The sequence below is a fragment of the Burkholderia sp. 3C genome, from assembly GCF_054589155.1.
The window spans coordinates 480,630-503,482 of record NZ_BAAILN010000044.1 but is presented as its reverse complement, the minus strand read 5'-3'; the positions used below and the strand labels follow the sequence as shown (position 1 = coordinate 503,482).

19 protein-coding genes and 1 tRNA gene are annotated in these 22,853 nt (G+C 66.8%); 6 read left to right on the top strand and 14 right to left on the bottom strand.

The window, feature by feature from the left end:
* Positions 1-81: 81 nt before the first annotated feature.
* Positions 82-1,233: a porin gene (locus ACYP33_RS08640; protein WP_414444176.1), complete on the bottom strand. Its 1,152-nt coding sequence runs from the start codon at positions 1,231-1,233 to the stop codon at positions 82-84.
* 544 nt (positions 1,234-1,777) lie between these two features.
* Positions 1,778-2,026, bottom strand: coding sequence for a hypothetical protein (locus ACYP33_RS08635; RefSeq protein ID WP_414444177.1), 249 nt, complete (start codon positions 2,024-2,026; stop codon positions 1,778-1,780).
* 399 nt (positions 2,027-2,425) lie between these two features.
* On the opposite strand from ACYP33_RS08635, the gene ACYP33_RS08630 reads away from it, so the two are divergent.
* A complete protein-coding gene (locus tag ACYP33_RS08630; protein ID WP_206126557.1) occupies positions 2,426-2,629 on the top strand; it encodes a cold-shock protein in 204 nt (67 codons plus the stop codon).
* Positions 2,630-2,744: 115 nt separating this feature from the next.
* On the top strand, positions 2,745-3,905 hold the full coding sequence (locus tag ACYP33_RS08625) for an exonuclease domain-containing protein (RefSeq protein ID WP_459620980.1): 1,161 nt from the start codon (positions 2,745-2,747) through the stop codon (positions 3,903-3,905).
* An 82-nt stretch (positions 3,906-3,987) separates the two neighbouring features.
* Here ACYP33_RS08625 and ACYP33_RS08620 read toward each other — a convergent pair whose 3' ends face one another.
* The 6 genes from ACYP33_RS08620 to pepN all read right to left on the bottom strand — a co-directional run bounded on the left by ACYP33_RS08620 (position 3,988) and on the right by pepN (position 10,327).
* Positions 3,988-4,575 (bottom strand): chorismate mutase, encoded by a 588-nt coding sequence (locus ACYP33_RS08620; protein WP_459620978.1) that lies wholly within the window; start codon positions 4,573-4,575, stop codon positions 3,988-3,990.
* 222 nt (positions 4,576-4,797) lie between these two features.
* Positions 4,798-4,944, bottom strand: coding sequence for a hypothetical protein (locus ACYP33_RS08615; protein WP_206126554.1), 147 nt, complete (start codon positions 4,942-4,944; stop codon positions 4,798-4,800).
* Between the two features lie 337 nt (positions 4,945-5,281).
* On the bottom strand, positions 5,282-5,533 hold the full coding sequence (locus ACYP33_RS08610) for a GlsB/YeaQ/YmgE family stress response membrane protein (RefSeq protein WP_414445535.1): 252 nt from the start codon (positions 5,531-5,533) through the stop codon (positions 5,282-5,284).
* Positions 5,534-5,839: 306 nt separating this feature from the next.
* Positions 5,840-5,915: transfer RNA gene (locus tag ACYP33_RS08605), tRNA-Thr, on the bottom strand.
* Between the two features lie 314 nt (positions 5,916-6,229).
* Entirely contained in the window at positions 6,230-7,249 is a 1,020-nt protein-coding gene (locus tag ACYP33_RS08600) for a class 1 fructose-bisphosphatase (protein ID WP_414444180.1), read from the bottom strand.
* A gap of 372 nt (positions 7,250-7,621) precedes the next feature.
* The gene (pepN, locus tag ACYP33_RS08595) at positions 7,622-10,327 is read right to left on the bottom strand and encodes an aminopeptidase N (RefSeq protein WP_414451991.1); all 2,706 of its coding nucleotides are present in this window, start codon (positions 10,325-10,327) and stop codon (positions 7,622-7,624) included.
* 209 nt (positions 10,328-10,536) lie between these two features.
* Between pepN and ACYP33_RS08590 the strand changes: the two genes are divergently transcribed.
* Positions 10,537-11,244, top strand: coding sequence for a DUF4136 domain-containing protein (locus tag ACYP33_RS08590; RefSeq protein WP_459620975.1), 708 nt, complete (start codon positions 10,537-10,539; stop codon positions 11,242-11,244).
* 165 nt (positions 11,245-11,409) lie between these two features.
* Here ACYP33_RS08590 and guaD read toward each other — a convergent pair whose 3' ends face one another.
* The 6 genes from guaD to ACYP33_RS08560 form a co-directional block, all read right to left on the bottom strand.
* Positions 11,410-12,750, bottom strand: coding sequence for a guanine deaminase (guaD, locus tag ACYP33_RS08585; protein WP_459620973.1), 1,341 nt, complete (start codon positions 12,748-12,750; stop codon positions 11,410-11,412).
* Between the two features lie 37 nt (positions 12,751-12,787).
* Positions 12,788-14,164: an NCS2 family permease gene (locus tag ACYP33_RS08580; protein ID WP_414444184.1), complete on the bottom strand. Its 1,377-nt coding sequence runs from the start codon at positions 14,162-14,164 to the stop codon at positions 12,788-12,790.
* A 101-nt stretch (positions 14,165-14,265) separates the two neighbouring features.
* Positions 14,266-15,291, bottom strand: a complete 1,026-nt coding sequence (locus ACYP33_RS08575; protein ID WP_414450171.1) for an adenosine deaminase — start codon at positions 15,289-15,291, stop codon at positions 14,266-14,268.
* Between the two features lie 19 nt (positions 15,292-15,310).
* Positions 15,311-16,324, bottom strand: a complete 1,014-nt coding sequence (gene xdhC, locus ACYP33_RS08570; RefSeq protein WP_459620970.1) for a xanthine dehydrogenase accessory protein XdhC — start codon at positions 16,322-16,324, stop codon at positions 15,311-15,313.
* Positions 16,325-16,890: 566 nt separating this feature from the next.
* A complete protein-coding gene (locus tag ACYP33_RS08565) occupies positions 16,891-17,409 on the bottom strand; it encodes a disulfide bond formation protein B (RefSeq protein WP_414450169.1) in 519 nt (172 codons plus the stop codon).
* A 172-nt stretch (positions 17,410-17,581) separates the two neighbouring features.
* Positions 17,582-18,958 (bottom strand): amidase, encoded by a 1,377-nt coding sequence (locus tag ACYP33_RS08560; protein ID WP_459620968.1) that lies wholly within the window; start codon positions 18,956-18,958, stop codon positions 17,582-17,584.
* A 260-nt stretch (positions 18,959-19,218) separates the two neighbouring features.
* On the opposite strand from ACYP33_RS08560, the gene ACYP33_RS08555 reads away from it, so the two are divergent.
* From ACYP33_RS08555 to tcuC, 3 genes are all read left to right on the top strand, one after another.
* Complete coding sequence (locus ACYP33_RS08555) at positions 19,219-20,454, top strand: gamma-glutamyl-gamma-aminobutyrate hydrolase family protein (RefSeq protein ID WP_459620966.1); 1,236 nt, start codon at positions 19,219-19,221, stop codon at positions 20,452-20,454.
* A gap of 116 nt (positions 20,455-20,570) precedes the next feature.
* Entirely contained in the window at positions 20,571-21,314 is a 744-nt protein-coding gene (locus ACYP33_RS08550; protein WP_459620964.1) for a DUF2968 domain-containing protein, read from the top strand.
* Positions 21,315-21,589: 275 nt separating this feature from the next.
* Positions 21,590-22,853, top strand: a 1,264-nt coding sequence (tcuC, locus tag ACYP33_RS08545; RefSeq protein WP_459620962.1) for a tricarballylate/proton symporter TcuC, incomplete at its 3' end; no start/stop codon positions are given.

Genomic DNA, 22,853 nt, shown 5'->3' with positions numbered 1-22,853 from the left:
CGAACGTCGCAGTCCGTTTGCCAGACAATCAAAAAAGCGCCCCGCGGGGCGCTTTTGTCATGGTGCAGCGGCTGCGTTGCGTCAGAAGCGATGACGCAGGCCGGCCGTGACGGCGATCTGCTTGTTGGTGGACGATGCGCCGCCCAGGCCGTTCACGTAGGCGCCGATGCCGAGGCCGTCGGTGCTCACGTGTTGATACTCGCCCTGCAGGTAGATGTCGGTGCGTTTCGACAGCGCGTAGTCGGTCTGCAGGTTGAACTGGTTCCAGCCCGGATGGCGGCCGTCGAGGAAGCCCGCCGTGTAGGTCCACGAACCGGCCACCGACAGTGCCGGCGTCAGCGCGTAGCGCGCATTGACTTCGTAGTTGTTGAAGCGAGCGAAGGTGCCGTCGAGCGCGATGCCGGCCGACGTACCCGAGGCGCCGCCGCCGATGCCGAGCGCCTGGTTCACGCGCGTTTGCGTGAACACCACGCCCGCCGTGGCCGGACCGAACGTGTAGGTCAGGCCGCCGCCGAACACGCGCTGGCGTTTGCCGACGAACGTGTTGTCTCCTGCCACCGCGCCGTTCGCATTGCTGACGATGGCCGTGGTCAGGCCGCTGATGTCGTTGTTCAGCTGCATGTAGCCGGCGGCCAGGTTGAAGCCCAGGTAGCTGTACGACACGCCCGCGCTGTACACGCGGTTGTTCGAGAACTGGTTGCTGTTCGAGAAGCCGTACAAGGCGCCGAACTTCAAGCCGTTCCAGTTGGTGCTGGTGTATTTGACCGAGTTGTTGACCCGGAACGAGTTGTTCAGGTTGTCGTTGTCGAACGGGTGGGCGAACTGCGTGCCGCCGTATTGCGTGCCGGTCAGCGACAGCGGCCCGATGAAGTCCACCACGCTGTCGTATTGACGGCCCAGCGTGACCGAACCGAACTGGTCTTGCGCGAGGCCGACGAAAGCCTGGCGGCCGAATTCGCGACCGTTCTGCTTGAGCGTGCCGTTGTTGATGCCGAAACCGTTCTCGAGCACGAAGATCGCCTTCAGGCCGCCGCCGAGATCCTCATTGCCGCGCAGCCCCCACCGGCTGCCGTTGATCGAACCGCTCGTCTCCGACCACGAGCTGTGACCGCCCTGATTGTTCGTGTACGTGATACCGGCGTCGATCAAGCCATACAGCGTCACGCTGCTTTGCGCGTGCGCCGCCGTTGCACAGACACCCGATACCGCCGCTACGATTAGCGTCTTTTTCATTGTTGCGTCTCCGTCTGAGTGGGAAGCTTGGCTTCCCCTTTTTCATCGAGGTAGTGAACCGCACCGAGAGCGGCGGTGTGGCATGAGAGGGTGGCGCCATAAAGCGCCGCAAATCTCCAGACCCGGATGCAGTGTCGAGCGAGCAGCCCATCGGCGTCGATTCCACTTTAAGCAATAATGAATTTAGATTTGTGAAATTGTCGGGCGGTGGCCCGAAACCGTTGTCAGATAAGGCTGTGGCGGGTGAGCGGGATTTTGATCAGGATGTCGAAGCGATTTTCGCGTTGCGCGATGGAGACAAAAACGGGGTGCGCGAAGCGCGATAGTCACCGGATCGGTGATTGTTGAGGCAACGGCAATAGAGGTTTGTGAAGACCACCGATAATGGTGCGCGAAGCAATCGCTATACTGAAGTCTCTGCTTTCCGAAGCAGACTTTTTCGTTGACGGAAAAGATCTCCAAACCTTTGTCGGCGCGACCTTCCAGTCGCGCTTTTTTTTGCCTGTGCGGTTTGTCGAGCCGGGCGGGTGCCCGGCCGAGCGATCTAGCGGCGACGCTTCGTGGGGGCGTCGGCCAACTCGCCGTACGGAATCATGGCCGGTTGCGCCCAATCTTCCATCACGTAATGACGTGCATCGAGCGGTGACGCGAGCAGGTTCTGCCAGTGATCGCCGTGCCAGGTCGTCTCGAACTCGGCGTCGAACGCGGAAGTCGACGGGATTGCGGGCGCAATCGTTTTGTGGCGGCGCAACATGCCGACTCGATGCGCGAAGCGTTTCAGAGCGTCAAACATTTTCGCCTCCTGTCCTACCGTAACCGTTTCCAGCTTCGCAAATCGAAATGCCCGGGGCAACCCGGAAAAATACCGAGTCACCGATATTTTTTACTTGCTCGGTATTTTTTGCTATTTTGATAATTTAATACCGTTGCCCTAGTAATAATGACAGGTCAGACAAGCCTAATTGGCGCATTTTTCTGGCCCTGTGCCGCTTCCATCGGGATCGGCGTCAAATGGAATAAGAAGATGTGAAGAATTTTCTTGACGAGCATTGAGCGTCGCATTTATAAAAGCACCACGAAGTCTGCGGTGCTTACTGCTCATCGTCCACGAGGTTTAGCGGGGCCGGGGCTTTCGGTGACGGCACACTCAAGGGTTGCTCGTTTTATTTAAATTGTTTGGGGAATGAAGAATATGGATACCGGTATCGTGAAATGGTTTAACGATGCTAAGGGCTTTGGCTTTATCACGTCGGACAACGGTGGCGAGGATCTGTTTGCGCACTTCTCGGAAATCCGTATGGATGGCTTCAAGACGCTGAAGGAAAACCAACGCGTTTCGTTCGAAGTCAAGACGGGCCCGAAAGGCAAGCAAGCTGCCAATATTCAGGCTGCTTAATCCGGGTTAACCCGTGATTCCAAGCCCCCGCAATAGCGGGGGCTTTGTTTTTGGCGGGTAGAATCGCTACCGTGCGCGGTTCGCGCGTCATCCACCGGTATCGCTTTCCGCAGATATGTCCGATCTGTCCTCGTCTCTTCCTGTCATCGATTCACCGCTCGTCTTCGTCGACCTCGAAACCACCGGCGGCTCCGCGGCCGACCATCGCATCACCGAGATCGGTGTCGTCGAGGTGGGGCCCGATGGCGTGTCCACCTGGACGTCGCTGATCGATCCGCGCCAGCCGATTCCCGCCTTCATCCAGCAATTGACCGGCATCACCGACGAGATGGTGCGCGGCGCGCCGAGCTTTGCGTCGATCGCGGCCGAGTTGTATGCGCGGCTCGACGGCAAGCTGTTCATCGCACACAACGCAAGCTTCGACCGCGGCTTCCTGCGCGCCGAATTCGAGCGCGCCGGGCTGGCGTTCAATCCCGACATGCTGTGCACGGTGCGGCTGTCGCGTGCGCTGTTCCCGCGCGAGGCGCGGCACGGGCTCGACGCGCTGATCGAGCGCCATGCGCTGGTGCCGAACGCACGGCACCGGGCGCTCGCCGACGCCGATCTCGTCTGGCAATTCTGGCAGCGGCTGCCGGCGCTGGTGCCCGCCGAGCGGCTGGCCGAGCAGATCGATCAGGCCACCCGCCGCTATCGTCTTGCCGGCAACCTGACCGAAGACGACCTGGAGCGCTCGCCGGCCGGCTGCGGCGCGTATGCGCTGTTCGGGGAGCACGATGCGCCGCTGTTCATCGGGCGCAGCGTGCGGGTGCGCAATCGGCTGCGCGCCCTGCTGACCGGCGAGCGGCGTTCGGCCAAGGAACGCAAGCTGGCCGAACAGGTGCGGCGCATCGCCTGGCGCGAAACGCGCGGCGAACTGGGCGCGATGCTGGTCGAAGCGGCGTGGATTGCCGAATTGAAGCCGCCGCTCAACCGTAAGGCGAGCGACACGCGGCGCAGCGCCACCGGCAGCAGCACGCCCTGGCCGTTCGACGGGCCGGTGGCGATCGTGGAGCAGCAGGAGGGCGGTGCGGCGTCGTACCTCGTGGTCGACAACTGGCGTTATCTCGGTTCGGCTGCCAGCGTCGCGCAGGCCATCGAGCTGGCCGTGGCGCTGGCGCCCGGCGAGGGCGGGTTCCATGCCGGGATCTGCCGCATCCTTCAGACGCATCTCGCGCGAGGGCTCGAGACGGTGCCGCTGGCAGTGACGCCGGTAACCATCGAGGCTTCGGCCGAATAACGCTGGCCGAAACACCGATCGATATCGAGACGTATCGGGTCGAAACGGCTTTATGTCGAGCGGCTGATCCGCTCGACACCGCTTACCCCATCGAACTCGCCCCGCCACCCGCGCAGACATGCGAGAGCGCCGTATCGAGTGCCGGTGTCTGCCGCGAGTCGTAACGCGTCAGCGCTTTCCAGTTGGCGATGCTGCCTGCGACGCGCGACTGGCAATCGGGCGCCTCGCGCAGCGGTGCGACGCGGGCCAGCGCGGCGATCATCGATTGCGTCAGCTTGTCGAACTGCGGGCGCGTGGTGGCCGCGAGGTCGGGCGGCGTGCCCTGCGGCGGCTGGCTCACGCGCCAGCTCGCGAACAGCGCGTTCTGCATGATCTTGCTCGCCTCGATCTGATCGGCGAAGAACGCATGCGCGTAGTCGCGATCAATCCCACTCGCCACCGCGCGGCGCTCGACGTCGGCCAGCAACTGCGCTTCGCGCGGCTTGTCCTCGATCGGCTTGTGATTGGCCCACTTCCATTGCGCGACCGGTTCGGCCAGTGCGATCCGTTGCGAGGCGAGCGCGACGAGGTTGGTCAGCGGCGTGTCGTCGCCGTCGGCGCTGGCCGGCAGCGCAATAAGCAGGGCGGCCAGCGACACGCAGGCGCCGGCAAAGCGAAGGGGAAATGTCATGGGAGTCGGCGTGAGCCGGCAGGCAGCCGGACGAAGCGGAAAACGACGAGGATAAACGAAGGCAGGGCGTGAACGCGCTCAGGCGGTGTTCAGTGCATCCGGACGAACGCGCCCGAGCGGCCGGCGAGGCCGGCAAGGTGCACAGCATGTCGTGGCGAGCAAGCCTGCGGGCGCAAGAAACGGGACGCGATCGACTGGCGATTCAGGACGCGCAGGCCGATGTCACTTGGGCGTGCCGAGCTTGTGCTGTTCATCGAAGAACGCGCGCACATGGTCGGGCAGTTCGGCGAGAAACTCGACGGCCACCGGCTCCGGGTCCGGGCTCATCACTTTCTCGGGAGGTGGCATGCGAAGTGGTTTCTCATCCATGATCATTCTCCTTGCGGTGTGTCGATTATCGATCTCCTAACTCGAAGATTTCCAGCAAGGAATCGTTTCATTTTGTCGATGTTGCTTAAACCGCACAGCCGCTGCGATTTTGGCGTGCCGCACATTGGCAAAATAGGTGCGCGCGCATCCATCCCGTGAGGGTTTGCACGGATTCGTCGGATGGCTCGATGCCGGAAAAACGGGGAAGGGTGTGAGAAGGGTGTGAAGCGGATCGACTGCTTGAGGGAAGCGGCGCGATGCCGACGACGCGAAATGGCGGGAGGACGCGCCCGGCGGAGCGCAAACTTGCGGGCCGCCGGGCGACACGGCTCGGGTGCTATGCGCGCCTGAACAGCCGGATGATGAACAGCAGGATGACCGCGCCGATCACGGCGACGATGATCGAGGCGAAGAAGCCGCCGCCGACCGCGATGCCGAGCTTCGCCGCGAGCCAGCCGCCGATGATCGCGCCGACGATGCCGACGATGATGTCGACGATCAGCCCGAATCCGCCGCCCTTCACGAGCAGGCCGGCAAGCCAGCCGGCGATCGCGCCGATGATGAGCCACATAATCAAGCCATGAGCCATGGTGGTTCTCCAGGTTGCTGTTGGTATGTCGAGAAACGAACGAACCGGCCGCGGGCATTGCACCGCCTTGCGGCTGATGCGCCGCTGGCTCCCGGCCCGTTGCCCACGCAATTTACTTCAATAGCCGGGTCAGGAGCGTTAAGTAATGTTAGGCAGCGGGCAAAGGCGTAACCAAAGATTTTTTCGAGGAGAAACCCTTGTCCAGAGCCTTTCGGCGGCCTTTCAGGGCGAAGCGGGGAGGGGAGAAACCGAGGCGGAAAAACAAAAAGCCCGATCACGAGGATCGGGCTTTCTGCTTGATTCGGATGGTGCCGGAGATAGGAGTCGAACCTACGACCTTCGCATTACGAATGCGCTGCTCTACCAACTGAGCTACACCGGCAACAAAGAGATGAAATTATAGGGTGATTTCTGCGAGGCTGGCAAGCGGTTCGGCGAAGAAATTTTTAAATTTCTGTGTTGCTTCGACTAAGTGCTTGATCCGGAAAGGATCAAGCGCCGTGATCGATCGCAACGCATCGCCCAACTTCTCGCCGGTGCTGCCCCAAGCTTCGACAACCGTCGCCAGTCATCTGACCCTGAGTCTTTCAGCGCGGCGAATTCTACGTTGAAAGCCGCGCGCGAGGGACGGGGGCGGCCCCTTCCCGGCGCATTTTTTGCGGCGCTGCAATGCGTTGCTCTTGCGCCGCCTGCGGCTTACTTGGCCGCGGCTTCCTGGTGGTAGCGTTCGACGCGCTCGACTTCGTTCTTCGAGCCGAGGATTACCGGCACGCGCTGGTGCAGGCCGGTGGGCTGCACGTCGAGGATGCGCTCGGTGCCGGTGGTGGCCGCGCCGCCCGCCTGTTCGACGATGAACGACATCGGGTTCGCTTCGTACATCAGGCGCAGCTTGCCCGGGCGGTCCGGCGTGCGGGCGTCGGCCGGGTACATGAAGATGCCGCCGCGGTTCAGGATGCGGTGCACGTCGGCGACCATCGAGGCGATCCAGCGCATGTTGAAGTTCTCGCCGCGCTCGCCGTCGGCGCCGGCGTTCAGTTCGTTGACGTAGCGCTGCACCGGCTCGTACCAGTGGCGCGCGTTCGAGGCGTTGATCGCGTATTCGCGCGTATCGGCCGGAATCTGCATGTTGCTTTGCGTGAGCACCCACGAACCGAGTTCGCGGTCGAGCGTGAAGCAGTTCACGCCGTAGCCGGTGGTCAGCACCAGCACAGTTTGCGGGCCGTATACCGCGTAGCCGGCCGCAACCTGGCGCGTGCCCGGCTGCAGGAACGATTCCTCGGTGGCTTCCTTGCCGTCCGGGCAGCGCAGCACCGAGAAAATCGTGCCGATCGACACGTTCACGTCGATGTTCGACGAGCCGTCGAGCGGATCGAACACCAGCAGGTATTCGCCGCGCGGGTAGTTTTCCGGGATCGGGAAGAACGTTTCCATTTCTTCCGAGGCCATCGCGGCGAGGTTGCCGCCCCATTCGTTGGCGTCGAGCAGGATTTCGTTCGACAGGATGTCGAGCTTCTTCTGCACTTCGCCCTGCACGTTTTCGCTGCCGGCGGTGCCGAGCGCCTCGCCGAGCGCGCCCTTCGAGACGTTGTAGCTGATCGCCTTGCAGGCGCGCGCCACGACTTCGATCAGCAGGCGCAGGTCGGCCGGGAGGTTGTGGTTCTCACGCTGTTGCTCGATCAGGAATTTCGACAGCGTGGTACGTCGGGAAATGGACATGGCTGAACTCCGAGAGGCGAGGAAATCTTGTTAGGCCGCAATTTTACCCGCCTCGCCCGGGCCTGCCGCCTTTTTGTCGCGCAGCAGCATAATGCGCGCCGCGAGCCGGGCGCGGCCGGCGCTTCACGGCAGCTCGGTTTCGGGCAGCGCACCGGCGCGATACCGGCCGGGCGCGGTATGGGGCGCACGATGTCGGGCATGTCGCCCGGCACCGAACAGGTGATCAGCGTTTCGCTATATAGCTTGGGCCCGAGCAGGTGGCGCAATTCCGCTATCGGGCGGCCGTCGAGGCGGTGACGCCTGAATGAAAAACGGCCGGCGCCGCGTGAGCGGGCCGGCCGTTGCGTCATGCCGGTGAGGCCGATACTGCCGTCAGGCCAGCGCTTTCTCGACGACCTCGCGCACGTCGCGCGACTTCACGCCGGCCGCGACGCGTTCGAGCGCCTCGCGCATGCGCTCGCGCAGCGCCGGCGTGTAACGCCGCCAGCTTTCGAGCGAGCGCGCCAGACGCGACGCGACCTGCGGGTTGATCGCGTCGAGCGCGAGCACCTGGTCGGCCCAGAACGCATAGCCGGAGCCGTCGGCGGCGTGGAACTGCGCCGGGTTCGCCGCGCAGAAGCCGAAGATCAGCGAGCGCGCGCGGTTCGGGTTCTTCAGGTTGAACGCCGGGTGGTCGAGCAACGCGCGCACCGTGGCCAGCGTCGGATGCTCGGCCGTGCCGCGCCGCGTGGCCTGCATCGAGAACCATTTGTCGATCACCAGCGCTTCCTTCTCGAAGCGCTGGTAGAAATCGGCCAGCGCCTGCTGGGCCGGCGCCTGCGCGGCGGCATCGGCGGCCGAGGCCGACAGCAGCGCGCCGAGCGCGGCCGCGCGGTCCGTCATGTTGTTGGCGGCTTCGTATTGCGCGGTGGCGAGGCGAACCGCGTCAGCCGGCTGCTTGCGTTCGGCCAGATAGGCGAGCGCCAGGTTCTTCAGCGCGCGATGGCCGCCGTCTTCCGGCGTCGGCGCGTATTCGCCCGGCGTGCGGTGGCGTTCGTGGATCGCCAGCCAGTCGGCATGCATCGCCTCGGCCAGTTGGCCGCGCACGAACTGGCGTGCGCGATGCACGGCGGCCGGATTCGCCTCGCGCATCTGGTCGGCCAGATAGGCTTCGGACGGCAGCGTCAGCGCCAGCTCGCGGAACGCCGGCGAGAGCGTGTCGTCGGTCAGCACGCGGCGGAACGCGTCGACGAACGTCGCGTCGAGCGTCAGCTCGTTGCCCGCGGCGGCGCGGTCGGCCAGCGTCAGCAGGGCGCGCGTGGCGAGGCGCTGGCCGGCTTCCCAGCGGTTGAACGGATCGCTGTCGTGGGCGAGCAGGAACGCCAGTTCGTCTTCGCGGTAGTCGTAATCGACGATCACGGGCGCCGAGAAATTGCGCAGCAGCGACGGCAGCGGCGCGGCGGCCACGTCGACGAACGTATAGGACGCCTCGGTTTCGGTCAGCTCGATCACGCGCGTGGTGCCGCCGGCCGTGGCTTCGCCGTCGAGGCGCAGCGGCAGGTCCTGGCCGTCGGCGCCGATCAGGCCGATCGCGAACGGGATCAGCAGCGGGCCTTGCTGGGTATCGCGCGCGGCGGCCGAGGCCGATTCGCCGTAGCCCTGGCGCAGCGTGACCGTGTAACGCTTGGCGGCGGCGTCGTAGGCGGTTTTCACCGACACGCGCGGCGTGCCGGCCTGGCTGTACCAGCGTTCGAACTGCGCGAGATCGCGGCCGTTCGCATCGGCCATCGCGTGACGGAAATCGTCACAGGTGACGGCATGGCCGTCGTGGCGCTCGAAATAGAGATCCATGCCGCGCCGGAAGCCGTCGCGGCCGAACAGCGTCTGGTACATCCGCACGACTTCCGAGCCCTTCTCGTAGACGGTCATCGTGTAGAAGTTGTTGATCTCGACGTAGCTTTCGGGGCGCACCGGGTGCGCCATCGGGCCGGCGTCCTCGGCGAACTGGAGCTGGCGCAGCACGCGTACGTCCTCGATGCGCTTGACCGCGCGCGCGCCGGCGTCGTCGGCTTCGCCGGCCGACATGTCGGCCGAGAATTCCTGGTCGCGGAACACGGTCAGGCCTTCCTTGAGGCTCAACTGGAACCAGTCGCGGCACGTTACGCGGTTGCCCGTCCAGTTATGGAAATACTCGTGGCCGACCACCGCCTCGATGTTCGCGAAATCGGTGTCGGTGGCCGTTTCGGGGTTCGCCAGCACGTACTTCGTGTTGAAGATGTTGAGCCCCTTGTTCTCCATCGCACCCATGTTGAAATCGCCGACCGCGACGATCATGAAGCGGTCCAGGTCGAGTTCGAGGCCGAAGCGCTTTTCGTCCCAGTGGATCGAGTGGATCAGCGAATCCATCGCGTGGCGCGTCTTGTCGAGATCGTGCGGCTCGACCCACACCTGCAGCAGCTTCTTCGCGCCCGAGCCGGTGGTGATGGTTTCCTCGATCGACACGAGCTTGCCCGCGACCAGCGCGAACAGGTAGCTCGGCTTGCGGAACGGGTCTTCCCATTTCGCGAAGTGGCGGCCCTCGGGCAGCTCGCCCGAATCCACCAGGTTGCCGTTCGACAGCAGCACCGGGTAGTCGGCGCGGCTTGCGCGCAGCGTGACCGTGTAGGTGGACATCACGTCCGGGCGGTCGAGGAAATAGGTGATGCGGCGAAAGCCCTCCGCCTCGCACTGCGTGAAGAAGTTGCCGCTCGACACGTAGAGGCCCGACAGCGTGGTGTTGACGGCCGGCGCGCAGGCGCTGTCGATCGTCAGCTCGAACGTGTCGGGCAGGTTCTCGACGGTCAGCCCGTGCTCGTGCGCGCGCACCGTGTCGACCGGCTGGCCGTTCACGCGCGCGGCGATGAATTCGAGCGATTCGCCGAGCAGTTCGAGGTGCGGCGCCGGCGCGGCGTCCGGGTTGCGGCGCACGCGCATGGTGTTGCGCACCAGGGTGCGCTCGGGCACGAGATCGAATTCGAGGGCGACGCTGTCGATGAGGAACGCGGGCGGCGTGTAGTCGTCGCGGCGGATCACGGCGGAATGGGCGGCGGTATCGGACATGTCGAGCGTGGGCAGTAGGGGTTCGGGATTCGCCACCGGCCGCTTGTGGCGGCGGGGCGGGCTGTCCATTGTACAAAGGCTTGGCGCCGCCCGCCCGGTTCGAACTTTCGGCGTGCCGGCGGGTCTGCTGATGATCCGGCGGGTGGCGCGCGGCGTATGATCGCGAGGCCGCCCGCCGGGGCGACATCGAATCGAACCCAAGGATCAAGATGAAAGCGAATCGTACGTTCCGCGCCGCGTTCTGGCTCGCGAGCGCCTGCGTCGTGCTGCTGTCGGGCTGCGCGAACTATGTGAGCACGCAGGTCACGGCATTTTCCGACTGGAGCGGCAGCGACGCCACGCGCAGCTACGCGTTCTCGCGCACGCCGGGCGAGCAGAACAGCCTGGAGGCGACGACCTACGAGAACGTCGTCGCGGGCGAGCTCGCCACGCTGTCGTTCCGCCGCGTGCCGGCGGCTGACGCGCGTTACCTGGTGGGGCTGACCTACGGCATCAAGGGCGATCTGGTTTCGGTGCCGCAGCCGGTGTATTACGACCCGTGGTTCGGCCCGGGGCCGTACTGGCGCGGCGGCATGTGGGGGGGCTTCGGGCCGTGGGGGCCGCAGCCGGCCGGCTACGTGAATCAGACCTACCGCGTGTTCGAGCGCACGCTGAACATCCGCATCACCGAGCGCGCGACGGGCCGCGAGGTCTACAACGTCAGCGCGCGCAATTCGGGCGGCGGCGGCTCGCTGGTGACGGCCATGCCGTATCTGGCGCGCTCGGCGCTGGCCGATTTCCCGCTCGGCAATGGCGCGACGCGCACCGTGCGTTTGCCGGTGGACCGCAATGGCGGTGGCCCGGCTCCGGCGCCGGCCGGCTCGAACGAGCGGGCGGTGCCGGCCGCGCCGGCATCGGCGGCGAGCGGCGCGAAGTAACGGCAAACAAGCATAAAGACACGGCGGGCCGGTAACGCGCCGGCTTGCCCGGCAAAAACGGGCCTGGCGCAGGAGCATGCGCCAGGCCCGTTTTTTCTTCCAGGTCGTCGGTGGAAGCCGGTTCGGCGCGTGCGCCGACGGCACAGGCCCGCTCGGCCTGACGGCTCAGGCCGCCGCTTTCGCCGCTTGCGCCTCGCGCACCGGCTGCGCCGCATCGCGCCGGTGGACGCAGCGGCCGGCCGCATAGGTGCTGTGCACGGCGCGGTCGTCGCCGAGCATCGCCAGCGCGAACAGCAATTCCTCCAGCGATTCGGCCCGCGCGCTGCGGCGCGCCAGCAGCGGCGTGGCGGCCGGGTCGAGCACCACGAAATCGGCCTCCGAGCCGGGCGCTAGCGTGCCCACCTCGGCATCGAGCGCGAGCGCCTGCGCCGCGCCGGCCGTGGCCAGCCAGAACATGCGCGTCGCGCTCAGGTGATAGCCCGACAGCCGCGCGACCTTGTGCGCCTCGTTCATCGTCTGCAGCATCGAGAACGAGGTGCCCCCGCCCACGTCGGTCGCCAGCGACAGCGGCGCGTGCTGCGCGGTGGCGCGGTCGAAATCGAACAACCCGCTGCCGAGGAAGAAGTTCGAGGTGGGGCAGTGCGCGATCACCGTCCGGGTTTCGGCGATGCGCCGGCGATCCTCGTCGTCGAGGTGGATGCAGTGGCCGTACACGGCGCGCGGACGCAGCAGCCCGTGGCGGTCGTAGATGTCGAGATAGCTGCGATGGCCGGGGAACAGCTCGGCCGCCCACTTCACCTCGTCGACGTTCTCGGCCACGTGGCTCTGGACGAACACGTCGGGGTGGCGGCGCGCCAGATCGGCGCAGGCCTCCAGTTGCTCGACGGTCGAGGTCGGTGCGAAGCGCGGCGTGAGCGCGTACATCTGCCGGCCGCGGCCGTGCCAGCGCGCGATCAGCTCGGCGCTGTCGTCGTACCCCGAGCGCGCCGTGTCGCGCAGGAATTCGGGGCAGTTGCGATCCATCAGCACCTTGCCGGCGATCATGCGCAGGTTGTGCGCCTCGCTGACCTCGAAGAACGCATCGGCCGATTGCTTGTGCACGGTGCAGTAGACCAGCGCCGTGGTCGTGCCGGCGGCCAGCAGTTGCCCGACGAAGAAGCCCGCCACCTCGCGCGCGTGGGCCGGATCCTCGAAGCGGCGCTCGGTCGGGAACGTGTAGGTGTCGAGCCACGGCAGCAGGCCCGGCGCCGGCGAGGCGATCATGTCGGTCTGCGGGTAGTGGATGTGCGTGTCGATGAAGCCGGGCACGATCAGCTTGTCGCGCAGCGCGACCACCTGCGTGTCGGGTGCGAGACGGCCGGCCAGCGCGGCGTAGGCGCCGGACGCGGCCACCCGGCCGTCCTCGACGATCACGAGGCCGTCGTCCTCGAACGCGGTGGCGTCGGCGGCATGCGCCGGGTCGCCGCGAAACGTCAGCAGCCGGGCGCGATAGGCGGTTTGAGTCATGGGAAACACTCCAGCATCGAAGAAATGAGGCGCGGGCTCACAACTGCGCGAGCAGCACGCCCGACAGCGCGGCGACGATCCACATCGCCGGCTTGATCTCGCGGCGGCGGCCGGTGAACAGCTTCAGCACGACGAACGCCAGGAAGCCGTAGGCGATGCCGTCGGTGATCGAATACGTGAGCGGGATCAGCACCATCGCGATGAACGCGGGGATCGCCTCGTCGAAGCGGTGCCACTCGATCTTGGTGATCGATTCCATCATGAACACGCCCACCAGGATCAGCGCCGGCGCGGTGGCGATCGCGGGCACCAGCGACAGCAGCGGCGAGAGCACCAGGAACGGCAGGAAGCAGAGGCCCGCCACCACCGCCACCAGGCCGGTGCGCCCGCCCGCCGAGATGCCGGCTGCCGATTCGATATAGGCGTTGGCCGGGCTGGTGCCGAGCGGCGCGGACACCACCGCCGCGAACGCGTCGACCATCATCGACTGGCGGATGTTGCGCGGGTTGCCGTCGCGATCGACGAGGTTGCCGGCTTCGGAGATCGCCATGAAGGTGGAGAGCGCATCGAAGAAGGCCGTGAACAGCATCACGAAGATGAACGGCCAGTAGGCCACCTTCAGCGCGCCGATCAGGTCGAGCTGGCCGATGCCGGAGAAATCGGGCGCGGCCACCAGGCCGTTCCAGTTGACGAGCGTTTTGGTGGCGATTGCGGCCGGCCAGTAGGCGGTGCCGTCGCCCCACACGCGGCCGATCGGGATCGCCAGCAGGGTGGTGACGACGATGCCGATCATCAGCGCGCCGGTCACGCGGCGCACCACCAGCACGGTGGTGACGGCCAGCCCCACCAGGAACGTGATCACCACCGGGTTCAGCGAGGCGCCGTGCACGATCGTGACCGGGTCGCCCACCACGAACTTCGCGTTGACCAGCCCGATCAGGCAGATGAACAAGCCGATGCCGCACGACACGGCGTGGCGCAGGTTCGGCGGGATCGCGTCGACCACCAGCTTGCGCGCGTTGAACGCGGCCAGCACGGCGAAGATCACGCCGGCCCAGAACACGCAGCCGAGCGCCGTCTGCCAGGGCATCTTGCCGCCGTGCACCATGACGAACGCGAACAGCGCGTTCATGCCCATGCCCGGCGCGACCAGCACCGGGTTGCGCGCGTAGAGCCCCATCGCGCAACTGCCGAGGAAGCTGACGATCACGGTGGCGGTCAGCGCCGACGCGAACGGCACACCGGCCTGCGCCAGGATGCCCGGATTGACGACGATGATGTACATCGCCGTCAGGAACGTCGTGATGCCGGCGACGATTTCCGTGCGCAATCGCGAACCGGATTCGCGGATGCCGAAGAAGCGGTCGAGCGCGCTGCTCGATGCCGGTGTCTTGCTGCCGTTGTACGTGTCCATCGGGAAAGCTCTCCTCAGTCTCTGTTATGGGGACGACGGTGCGCGCGCGCTCGCAGGCGCGCGTCGCGGGTTGCATCGGCCTCCCCGGCAGGACGTGGGTGTCATGCCGGATGCCAGTGCGAATCGAGTTTCGCGATCAGCGCGGCGCGCTCGCCCTCGGTGACGAAGGACGCCTCGAAGCCGTTGCGGATCACGGTGTAAACATCCTGGTCGCCGAGCGACAGCGCGGAGACGGTCGCGAAGTAGTTGTCGTTGACGTAGCCGCCGAAGTAGGCGGGATCGTCGGAGTTGATGGTCACGGCCACGCCGCTGTCGAGCAGCACCTTCAGCGTGTGCTGGGTCAGGTCGTCGAACACCTTGAGCTTCAGGTTCGACAGCGGGCACACCGTCAGCGCGATGCGCGCATCGGCCAAGCGCGCCACCAGCGCGGCGTCCTCGATGCTGCGCACGCCGTGATCGACGCGGTCCACCTTGAGCAGGTCGAGCGCCTCGATCACGTATTCCGGCGGGCCTTCCTCGCCGGCGTGCGCGACCAGCTTCAGGCCCATCGCGTGGGCCTTCGCGAACACGCGCGCGAACTTCGACGGCGGATGGCCGCGCTCGGACGAATCGAGGCCCACGCCGATCAGGCGGCGCGAATATTTCTCGAACAGCGGGATCGCGGCGTCGAAGGTGGCGAGCGCGTCCTCTTCCGACAGGTGGCGCAGGAAGCAGAGGATCAGCTTGCTCGACAGGCCGCGTTGCTCGGCATCGGCCAGCGCGCGGTCGATGCCGGCCACTACCGTTTCGATCGGCACGCCGCGTTCGGTGTGCGTTTGCGGGTCGAAGAAGATTTCGGTGTGGATCACGTTGTCGGCCAGCGCGCGCTCGACATAGGCCGCCGTCATGTCGTAGAAATCCTGCTCCTCGAGCAGCACGCTCGCGCCGGCGTAGTAGATGTCGAGGAACGATTGCAGGTCGGTGAACGCGTACGCCGCGCGCAGCGCCTCGACCGATGCGTAGGCGAGCTTCACGCCGTTGCGTTCGGCGAGCTTGAAGATCAGTTCCGGCTCCAGCGAGCCTTCGATATGGATGTGCAGCTCGGCCTTCGGGGCGAGCGCGATCTTCTCTTGAAAATTCGGAGTCATGAGGGGATGTCCTGGTCGGTCAGAATTGGGGGGCGGCCGGTGCGGCAGCCTGCGTGGCGTGCTGGTCGACGACCTGCAGAATTTGCGCGGCCACCGAGATCGCGATCGTCTCGGGCGCCTTGTCGACGATGCCTTCGACACCGATCGGGCAGCGCATGCGCGCCGTTTGCGCCGGATCGATGCCGCTGGCGGCCAGACGCTGGTCGAACTGGATGCGCTTCGAGCGCGAGCCGATCATGCCGAAGTAGGCGTAGTCGGCGCGGTGCAGGATGTGCTGGGCCAGTTGGAAGTCGAACGCGTGATCGTGCGTCATCACCACGAAATAGCTGTGCGGCGCGGCTTCGGCCACGGCGCTTTCGGGCGTGTCGCACGGCTCGATGCGCAGGTTGTCGATGCCGGCCAGCGCCTGCGGCTCGGGGAACGGCGCGTCGCGGCCGTCCACCCAGCGCACGCGGCACGGCAGCGTCGCGAGCACGCGCACCAGCGCGGCCGCGGCGTGGCTCGCGCCGAACAGCTCCACGGCGAACGTGTGCGGCGCGATGGTCTCGGTCATCAGCGAGACGTCGCCGGTGCTCCAGAGCAGGCAGTCGGCGCGCGTCACGTCCGATTCCGGTTCGCTCAGCATCACCGGGTCCGGCGTCGGGCCGAACGCGATGCTGCGCACCGTGGCGCTGCCGGCCGCGACGCGCTTGGCCAGCGAGGTGATCCAGCCGAGATCGGCGATGTCGAGCCGCTCGAATGCCAGCGTCACGGCGCCGCCGCAGCACTGGCCTAGGCTCGGGCCGAGCGGCAGCCGTTCGAGGCGGCGCGCGTGGGGCAGGTGCGAGCCGTCCTTGAGCAGATGCCGCGCGATCTCGATCGCCTTCCATTCGAGATGGCCGCCGCCGATCGTATGGCGGGCGGTGTCGCGCGTGACGAGCATCTTGGTGCCGGCCTCGCGCGGCACCGAGCCTTCGGCGCGTGCGACGGTCACCAGCACGGCGGCTTCGCCGTGCGCGATCAGATGCTGAACATCGGTCAGCCAGGTTTCCATGGCGCGGCCTCCTTCAACGCCGCGCCGCCGCGCGGGGCGCGGCGGGCGAGGCGGGTGGGAGGACCGCGCGCGGCGGATGCCCGGCGAGCGAGCCGGCTGCGCACGGGGCCGGCGCGGGCTGGCGCGCGGCATCGGACGGCCGGTTCGGGCGGGAGCGGCGCGCGTGAAACACGGCGCCGCGAGGGCGGATACGGATGGTTTGCGTTGTCATGGTCAATAGCAGGACATTGCGGATCAGGCGCGCGTTACGCAGGGTCGACAAGCACCGAGGACTCCCGCCTCGCGCACGTAGATCGCCATCCGTTTTTCAAGATAGCACCGCAAAAACCGGGAAATATTTCCCCCGGCTGATGCGGGCTATTCGGTGGCGATCATGTTGATCGTAGTACGTGACGGGGCGGGATGGCGCGAACGGCGGGCGGCGAGGGCCGCCGGCGCAGCGCCGGCGGGGCGCGTCCAAGGTGCTGCCGCGGTGCGCGGCGGGCGGGGAGAACGGGGCGTCGGCCGCCCCGGGAAGGCTTCGGTGTTTACGCCGAGCGGCGCATCGGCCGCGCCGGCGCACCGGGTCAGGCCCCGCGTGCGATGCGGCGGCGGTTGCGGATCAGGCCGGCGGCCACCAGCACGAAGATCACCACGAAGGCGATCGCGGCCCAGCCCGGCAGCAGGACTCCGAAGATCGGCGGGTAGAGCGTTTCGCACAGGCCGGCGACCTTGAACATGACCGGGAACCAGGTGGCCGGCGGCAGGCTGTCGACGATCGGCTGCAGCGTGTCGAAGCCGCAGCTGAAGCCCGGGTGGAGCTGGATCTGCCAGTGGTGGAACGCGGTGCCCGCGCCGGCCGCGGCCGAGATCAGGATCAGTGCCTCGATCACCGCGAGGCTGCGCCAACTGCGCAGGCCGGTGCCGAGGAACGAGAAGATCGCAATCGCGGCGAAGAAGTAGCGCTGGATGATGCAGAGCGGGCACGGATCCTCGCCCTTGACGATCTGAAGGTACAGCGCGCCGGCCAGCAGCGCGACGCAGACGACGCCGAGCAGCGTCAGGAGGCGGCGCTCGCGGCGCAGCGACAGCGAGAAATCGTTCATCGGTGGTCGGTCCCGAAAATGGAGTCGTCGGATTCTAGCGCGAACGGGCGCGTCGTTCGGGGCGGCAATTTGGTGAATGCACCAAACCGGCGCGTGGCTGGCGGCGTGGTCAGGCGAGCGTCAGGGGGGCGCCCGTTCTCGTTCCTGTTCCAGGCCACGCGCTGCTCGGCGTTCAGCGGATCGTGGCCAGCACCGCCTCGACGGCCTGCCCGATCGCCAGCAGCGCGTCATCGCGATGTGGCGCGGCCGCGAGCATCAGCCCGACCGGTGCCGTATCGCGCGGATGGCAGGGCAGCGACAGCGCGCAGGCGTCGAGGAAGTTGAATGCGCTCGGATTGCGCAGGATCAGCGCGTTGGTGCGAGCGAACGCGTCGTCGTCATGTTCCAGATCGGCGAGGCGCGGTGGCACCACCGGCACGGTCGGCGCCAGCACGGCATCCACGCGCGGCCACAGCGTGCGCGCCGCCTCGTCGAGCACGGCCTCGCGCGCGGCGATCAGGTCGAGATAGTCGGCGGCGCTGGCCGGCTGGCCCTTCAGGATGCGCGTCAGCACGCGCGGGTCGTAGCGATCGGCATGCCGCGCCAGCAGCGGCCGGTGCCAGGCGTAGGCCTCGATCGACGAGAAGCCGAAGCGATTGATCTCGGCGAGCCGGTCGAGCGGTGCGAAGCGCAGGTCCGACACGATCGCGCCGGCCGCTTCGAGATGCTTGAGCGCGGCGTCGAACGCTGCCGCGACCTCGGCATCCATGCCGTCCGTCACGTAATGGTTGAGCACGCCGAGCCGCACGCCTTCGAGCGGCCGGGCGGCCGGCACGCGCGGTTCGAGCCCCGCCAGGATTCGGTCGACCAACGCGCAGCAGGCGACCGATACACCGATCGGCCCGAACGAATCGAGCGTGGTCGACAGCGGCACGCCGCCCGTGCGCGGCACGCGGCTGGCGGTCGGCTTGAAGCCCGTCAGGCCGCACAACGCGGCCGGAATCCGGATCGAGCCGCCGGTATCGGTGCCGAGCGCCACGGCCGCCATCCCATCCGCCACCGACGCCGCCGCGCCCGACGACGAGCCGCCTGCCACCCGCGCGTCGCCGGCCACACCGCGCCGGTACGGCGAGCGGGGCGTGCCGTAGTGCGGATTGAGGCCGAGGCCCGAGAACGCGAATTCGCTCATGTTGGTACGGCCGACGATGACCGCGCCGGCGCGGCGCAGCCGGGCGACCACGGGCGCATCGGCCTCGGCCGGCGGCGCGTCGTCGAGCGCGATCGAGCCTGCGCGCGTGACCTGGCCGGCCACGTCGAACAGGTCCTTGACCGATACCGGGATGCCGGCCAGCGGAGAGAGCACCGTGCCGGCCGCGCGCAGGCGGTCGTGGGCGTCGGCGGTGGTGCGCGCCGCGTCGGCATCCACGCCGAGGAACGCGACGGCGCCCTGGCCGTCGGGCGAGGCGATGCGTTCGAGCGCGGTATCGACGAGCGTACGGCTGGTCGTGCGTCCGGCGGCGAGATCGGCGGCCAGCGTGGCGAGCGGTGGGAACGGGGCGAAAGTGGTCATGGCGGCGTCGGGTCGGAAGGCGGGGGGACGGCGCCGCGTGGCGGCACCGGCTTGCTGGCTGATGATAGTAGGGGCATCGATTTCGTGCGTCCAGCCAGCCGAATGGCCGATGTGAAGCAGCGTCGCGCAAGGCGATGCGGGCGCGACCGCCGATCGCCCGCGAATCGATCGGCATCGGGGCCGATTTGCCGCTGATCCGGTACTGACGGATAATGAACCTTCGTCTAACCCTCGCGTGACAGACGCGCCAGACCCTCGTCATGAGCGAAAACACGCCTTCCGCAGCACCGTCCGGCCCGCGTCCGGACCTCGCCACGGCCGCCGACGCGGCCTCCCAGAATCCCGCCGCCGCCCCGGCTCCCGAGCCGCCCAAGCCATCGCCGGCCGCGTTCGCCGCCCAGGTGCCGGCTGCTCAGGACGTGCCGGCCGATCCCGTTCCGGTGCCAGTGAGCGTCGAAATCGTCGAGCCGGCCGTGGTGCCGCCGCCCGGTGCCGACGCGGCTGCGAGCGGCGCTCAACAGGCCCGGCCCGGCGCGCCACCGCCCGGTTTCGGCGCGGCGCCCGATTTCGAGACGGCTCGCCCGCCGCCGGCTGCCGCCGGTCAGACGCAGCCACCACCCGCTTACCTGAAGCAGAGCGACACGCCGTGGTCGGTGTTCGGCCGCATCGTCGCCGCGCGCGCCCGGCGGCTGTTCGACCGCGCGGGGCAGCGGATCACGCAACGCACCTTGCGCATCGGCGTGTCGGCGCGCATCTTCCACCCGGAGCCCGGCGCGGCCGGCCTGCGCGGCAAGACGCTGCAATATCTCGAGGAATCGATCGCGCACTGGGTGATGTCGCGCGACGTGCTGGTGTTCATGATCCCGACCGTCGGCCATCAGGGCATGCTGCATCCGAGCAACATTCGCCTGCGCGATTACGCCAAGCACCTCGACGGGCTGCTGTTGCAAGGCGGCGCCGATGTCTCGCCGCAAACCTATGCGGCGTCCGACGCCCGCCCCGAATGGCCCGGTGACCGCGTGCGCGACATGTACGAGCTCGAGTTGCTGCACGAGTTCGTCGAGTCCGGCAAGCCGGTGCTCGGCGTGTGCCGCGGGGCCCAACTGATCAACGTCGCGTTCGGCGGCTCGTTGTATCAGGACATTGCCACCGACGTGCCGACGGCCGGCGTCCATGTCAGCGAGCACTACGATCAGCATCGCCATGCGATCCGCTTCCCCGACAACTCCACGCTCGCGAACATGTTTCCGGGTCGTCGCGAGGCGATCGTCAATTCGATCCATCATCAGGCGATCCGCGATCTCGGCCGCGACCTCAATATCGAGGCGGTGTCGGCCGAGGACGGCATCATCGAGGGCATCCGCTACCGCCGTGCGCCGTTCGTGGTGGGTGTGCAGTGGCACCCAGAGTTCCATCGTGCGGGTGGTTCCGAGTTGCTCGACTGCACGCCGCTGCTCGACACGTTCCTGCGCGCCGCCCGCGAAACGCGGTTGTAAGCGGCAGCATTCTTGTCATGGCGCATCGATCCGGCCGGCCGCCACGCATTTGCGGGCGGCCGGTTTGTCGTTTCAGGCGATAATCGCGCGTCGTTCTACCAATCAGGAGCTTCAGCTTGAGCAAGCGCAGCAGGGTGGCCGGCATCGTCCGGGCGATGCCGTGGGTGGCGCTGTGCGTCCTCGCGTGGACGGGGCCTTCTATCGCGGCCGAACCGGCGGCGGCCGATGCGGCAGCGCAGGTGCAATCGAAGCCGCCCGTGGCCGGCACGCGCCCCGACGTCACGACGCTCACGCCCGACAACGGTGAAGGTGCGGCGGCGTCCTCGTCGCCGGACGCTTCGGCCGACGCGCAGGGCAACGTGGCCGAGATGATGCAGATGCTGCGCGATCACCAGCTCACGGAGATGCGTACCACCTACAACGGCAGCTACGGCGCGAGCATGCTGTTCTATCCGCGCGAGATGACCTATTACGTCGCGCTGTTCCAGGACAAGCACTTCTGGCGTGTCGTCAAATCGCAGGAGCGTCCGCGCGCGGAGATGATCTATCAGAACTTCTCCGATCAAACCGTCCAGTTGGCCGATCTCGAACTGCGCCGCACCGAGCTGGCCGCGCAGAAGCAGTTTCTGGAACGCGTGATCGGGCTGTCGGAAGATCACGCGAAGCGCCTGCAGGCCGATCTCGATATCGCCCGCACGCAACGCACGCAGATCGACGAGCGGCAACGCACGGTGCAGAACGAAGCGAATGCGCTGGCCGTCGAGCAGCGTGCCTCGCAACTGCAACTGCGCGATCTCGAGCGCCAGGTGCAGCAGTTGCAGAAGCAGAACGAGCGCGGGTTGTCGCCGGTGAAGAAGTAGGGCGAGCGCAACGGCCCGATGGCGGCGGGCATGCAACGCGCTCGCCGTCGATTCTGACGATCTCCTTTCTTTGTGAGAACTTCTTGCGAATTTTGTAAGCATTCAGCAAGAAAAATTCGCACGTCTCATCACTTCCCCGCATACCCCGCCGCAGCGAATCGCGCGACACTGCGCTACAGTCATGGCGCGCCGCCGCCGGCACGACCGAAGGCCGGACGCGACACGACGACACCACACGCCACGCGCAGCGCGCGGGCGTCAGACCGAGATAAAACATGTCAACTGCGACCCACTCGTCCGTCGATCAACAGGAATCCAAGTTCAGGACCGTCTTCCGCGTCGTCAGCGGCAACTTCCTGGAAATGTACGATTTCATGGTCTACGGCTATTACGCCTCGTCGATCGCCAAGACCTATTTCCCGAGCGGCGATGCGTTCGCCTCGCTGATGCTGGCGCTGTCGGTATTCGGCGCGGGCTTCCTGGTGCGCCCGATCGGCGCGATCGTGCTCGGCGCCTATATCGATCACCACGGCCGCCGCAAGGGCCTGATCCTGACGCTCGGCCTGATGGCGCTCGGCACGCTCGCGGTGGCCGTCGTGCCGGGCTACGGCACGATCGGCATGCTTGCGCCGATTCTCGTGCTGCTCGGCCGCTTGCTGCAGGGCTTCTCGGCCGGGGTCGAGCTGGGTGGCGTATCGGTCTACCTGTCGGAGATCGCGACCAAGGGCAACAAGGGCTTCTACACGGCCTGGCAATCGGGTAGCCAGCAAGTCGCGGTGGTATTCGCGGCGCTGGTGGGCGTGCTGCTGCACAGCCTGCTGCCGGTCGAGGACATGACGTCCTGGGGTTGGCGCGTGCCGTTCCTGATCGGCTGCCTGATCGTGCCGTTCCTGTTCCTGATCCGCCGCTCGCTGAAGGAAACCGACGAGTTCCTGGCCAAGCGCCATCGCCCGTCGATGGGCGAGATCATGCAGTCGATGCTGAAGAACTGGGGCGTGGTACTGGGCGGCATGGGCATGGTCATCATGACCACCGTGTCGTTCTACATGATCACGGCCTACACGCCGACGTTCGGCAAGGAAGTGCTGCATCTGTCGTCGATCGACGCGCTGGTGGTGACGGTGTGCGTGGGCCTGTCGAACCTGGTCTGGCTGCCGGTGTGGGGCAGCATCTCCGACCGCATCGGCCGCCGCCCGGTGCTGATCACCTTCACGGTGCTGACGCTGCTGACGGCCTATCCGGCCGTGCAGTGGCTGGTGGCCGATCCGTCGTTCGTGCGGCTGCTGATCGTCGAGCTGTGGCTGTCGTTCCTGTACGGCTCGTACAACGGCGCGATGGTGGTGGCGCTGACCGAAGTGATGCCGGCCGACGTGCGCACGGCGGGCTTCTCGCTGGCCTACAGCCTGGCGACCACGATCGGCGGTTTCACGCCGGCGATCTCGACGCTGCTGATCCACGAAACCGGCAACAAGGCCGCGCCGGGCCTGTGGCTCGCGGTGGCCGCGATCTGCGGCCTGATCGCGACGCTGGTGCTGTATC

Excerpts from the sequence above, each read along its gene's own strand:
- ACYP33_RS08580 (WP_414444184.1), bottom strand. The coding sequence starts at position 14,164 with ATGGACACGTACAACGGCAGCAAGACACCGGCATCGAGCAGCGCGCTC.
- ACYP33_RS08625 (WP_459620980.1), top strand. The coding sequence starts at position 2,745 with ATGTCCGATCTGTCCTCGTCTCTTCCTGTCATCGATTCACCGCTCGTC.
- guaD (WP_459620973.1), bottom strand. The coding sequence starts at position 12,750 with ATGACTCAAACCGCCTATCGCGCCCGGCTGCTGACGTTTCGCGGCGAC.
- ACYP33_RS08630 (WP_206126557.1), top strand. The coding sequence starts at position 2,426 with ATGGATACCGGTATCGTGAAATGGTTTAACGATGCTAAGGGCTTTGGC.
- ACYP33_RS08640 (WP_414444176.1), bottom strand. The coding sequence starts at position 1,233 with ATGAAAAAGACGCTAATCGTAGCGGCGGTATCGGGTGTCTGTGCAACG.
- ACYP33_RS08620 (WP_459620978.1), bottom strand. The coding sequence starts at position 4,575 with ATGACATTTCCCCTTCGCTTTGCCGGCGCCTGCGTGTCGCTGGCCGCC.
- ACYP33_RS08635 (WP_414444177.1), bottom strand. The coding sequence starts at position 2,026 with ATGTTTGACGCTCTGAAACGCTTCGCGCATCGAGTCGGCATGTTGCGC.
- ACYP33_RS08560 (WP_459620968.1), bottom strand. The coding sequence starts at position 18,958 with ATGACCACTTTCGCCCCGTTCCCACCGCTCGCCACGCTGGCCGCCGAT.
- ACYP33_RS08590 (WP_459620975.1), top strand. The coding sequence starts at position 10,537 with ATGAAAGCGAATCGTACGTTCCGCGCCGCGTTCTGGCTCGCGAGCGCC.
- ACYP33_RS08575 (WP_414450171.1), bottom strand. The coding sequence starts at position 15,291 with ATGACTCCGAATTTTCAAGAGAAGATCGCGCTCGCCCCGAAGGCCGAG.
- pepN (WP_414451991.1), bottom strand. The coding sequence starts at position 10,327 with ATGTCCGATACCGCCGCCCATTCCGCCGTGATCCGCCGCGACGACTAC.
- ACYP33_RS08610 (WP_414445535.1), bottom strand. The coding sequence starts at position 5,533 with ATGGCTCATGGCTTGATTATGTGGCTCATCATCGGCGCGATCGCCGGC.
- ACYP33_RS08600 (WP_414444180.1), bottom strand. The coding sequence starts at position 7,249 with ATGTCCATTTCCCGACGTACCACGCTGTCGAAATTCCTGATCGAGCAA.
- ACYP33_RS08615 (WP_206126554.1), bottom strand. The coding sequence starts at position 4,944 with ATGGATGAGAAACCACTTCGCATGCCACCTCCCGAGAAAGTGATGAGC.
- ACYP33_RS08565 (WP_414450169.1), bottom strand. The coding sequence starts at position 17,409 with ATGAACGATTTCTCGCTGTCGCTGCGCCGCGAGCGCCGCCTCCTGACG.
- ACYP33_RS08555 (WP_459620966.1), top strand. The coding sequence starts at position 19,219 with ATGAGCGAAAACACGCCTTCCGCAGCACCGTCCGGCCCGCGTCCGGAC.
- xdhC (WP_459620970.1), bottom strand. The coding sequence starts at position 16,324 with ATGGAAACCTGGCTGACCGATGTTCAGCATCTGATCGCGCACGGCGAA.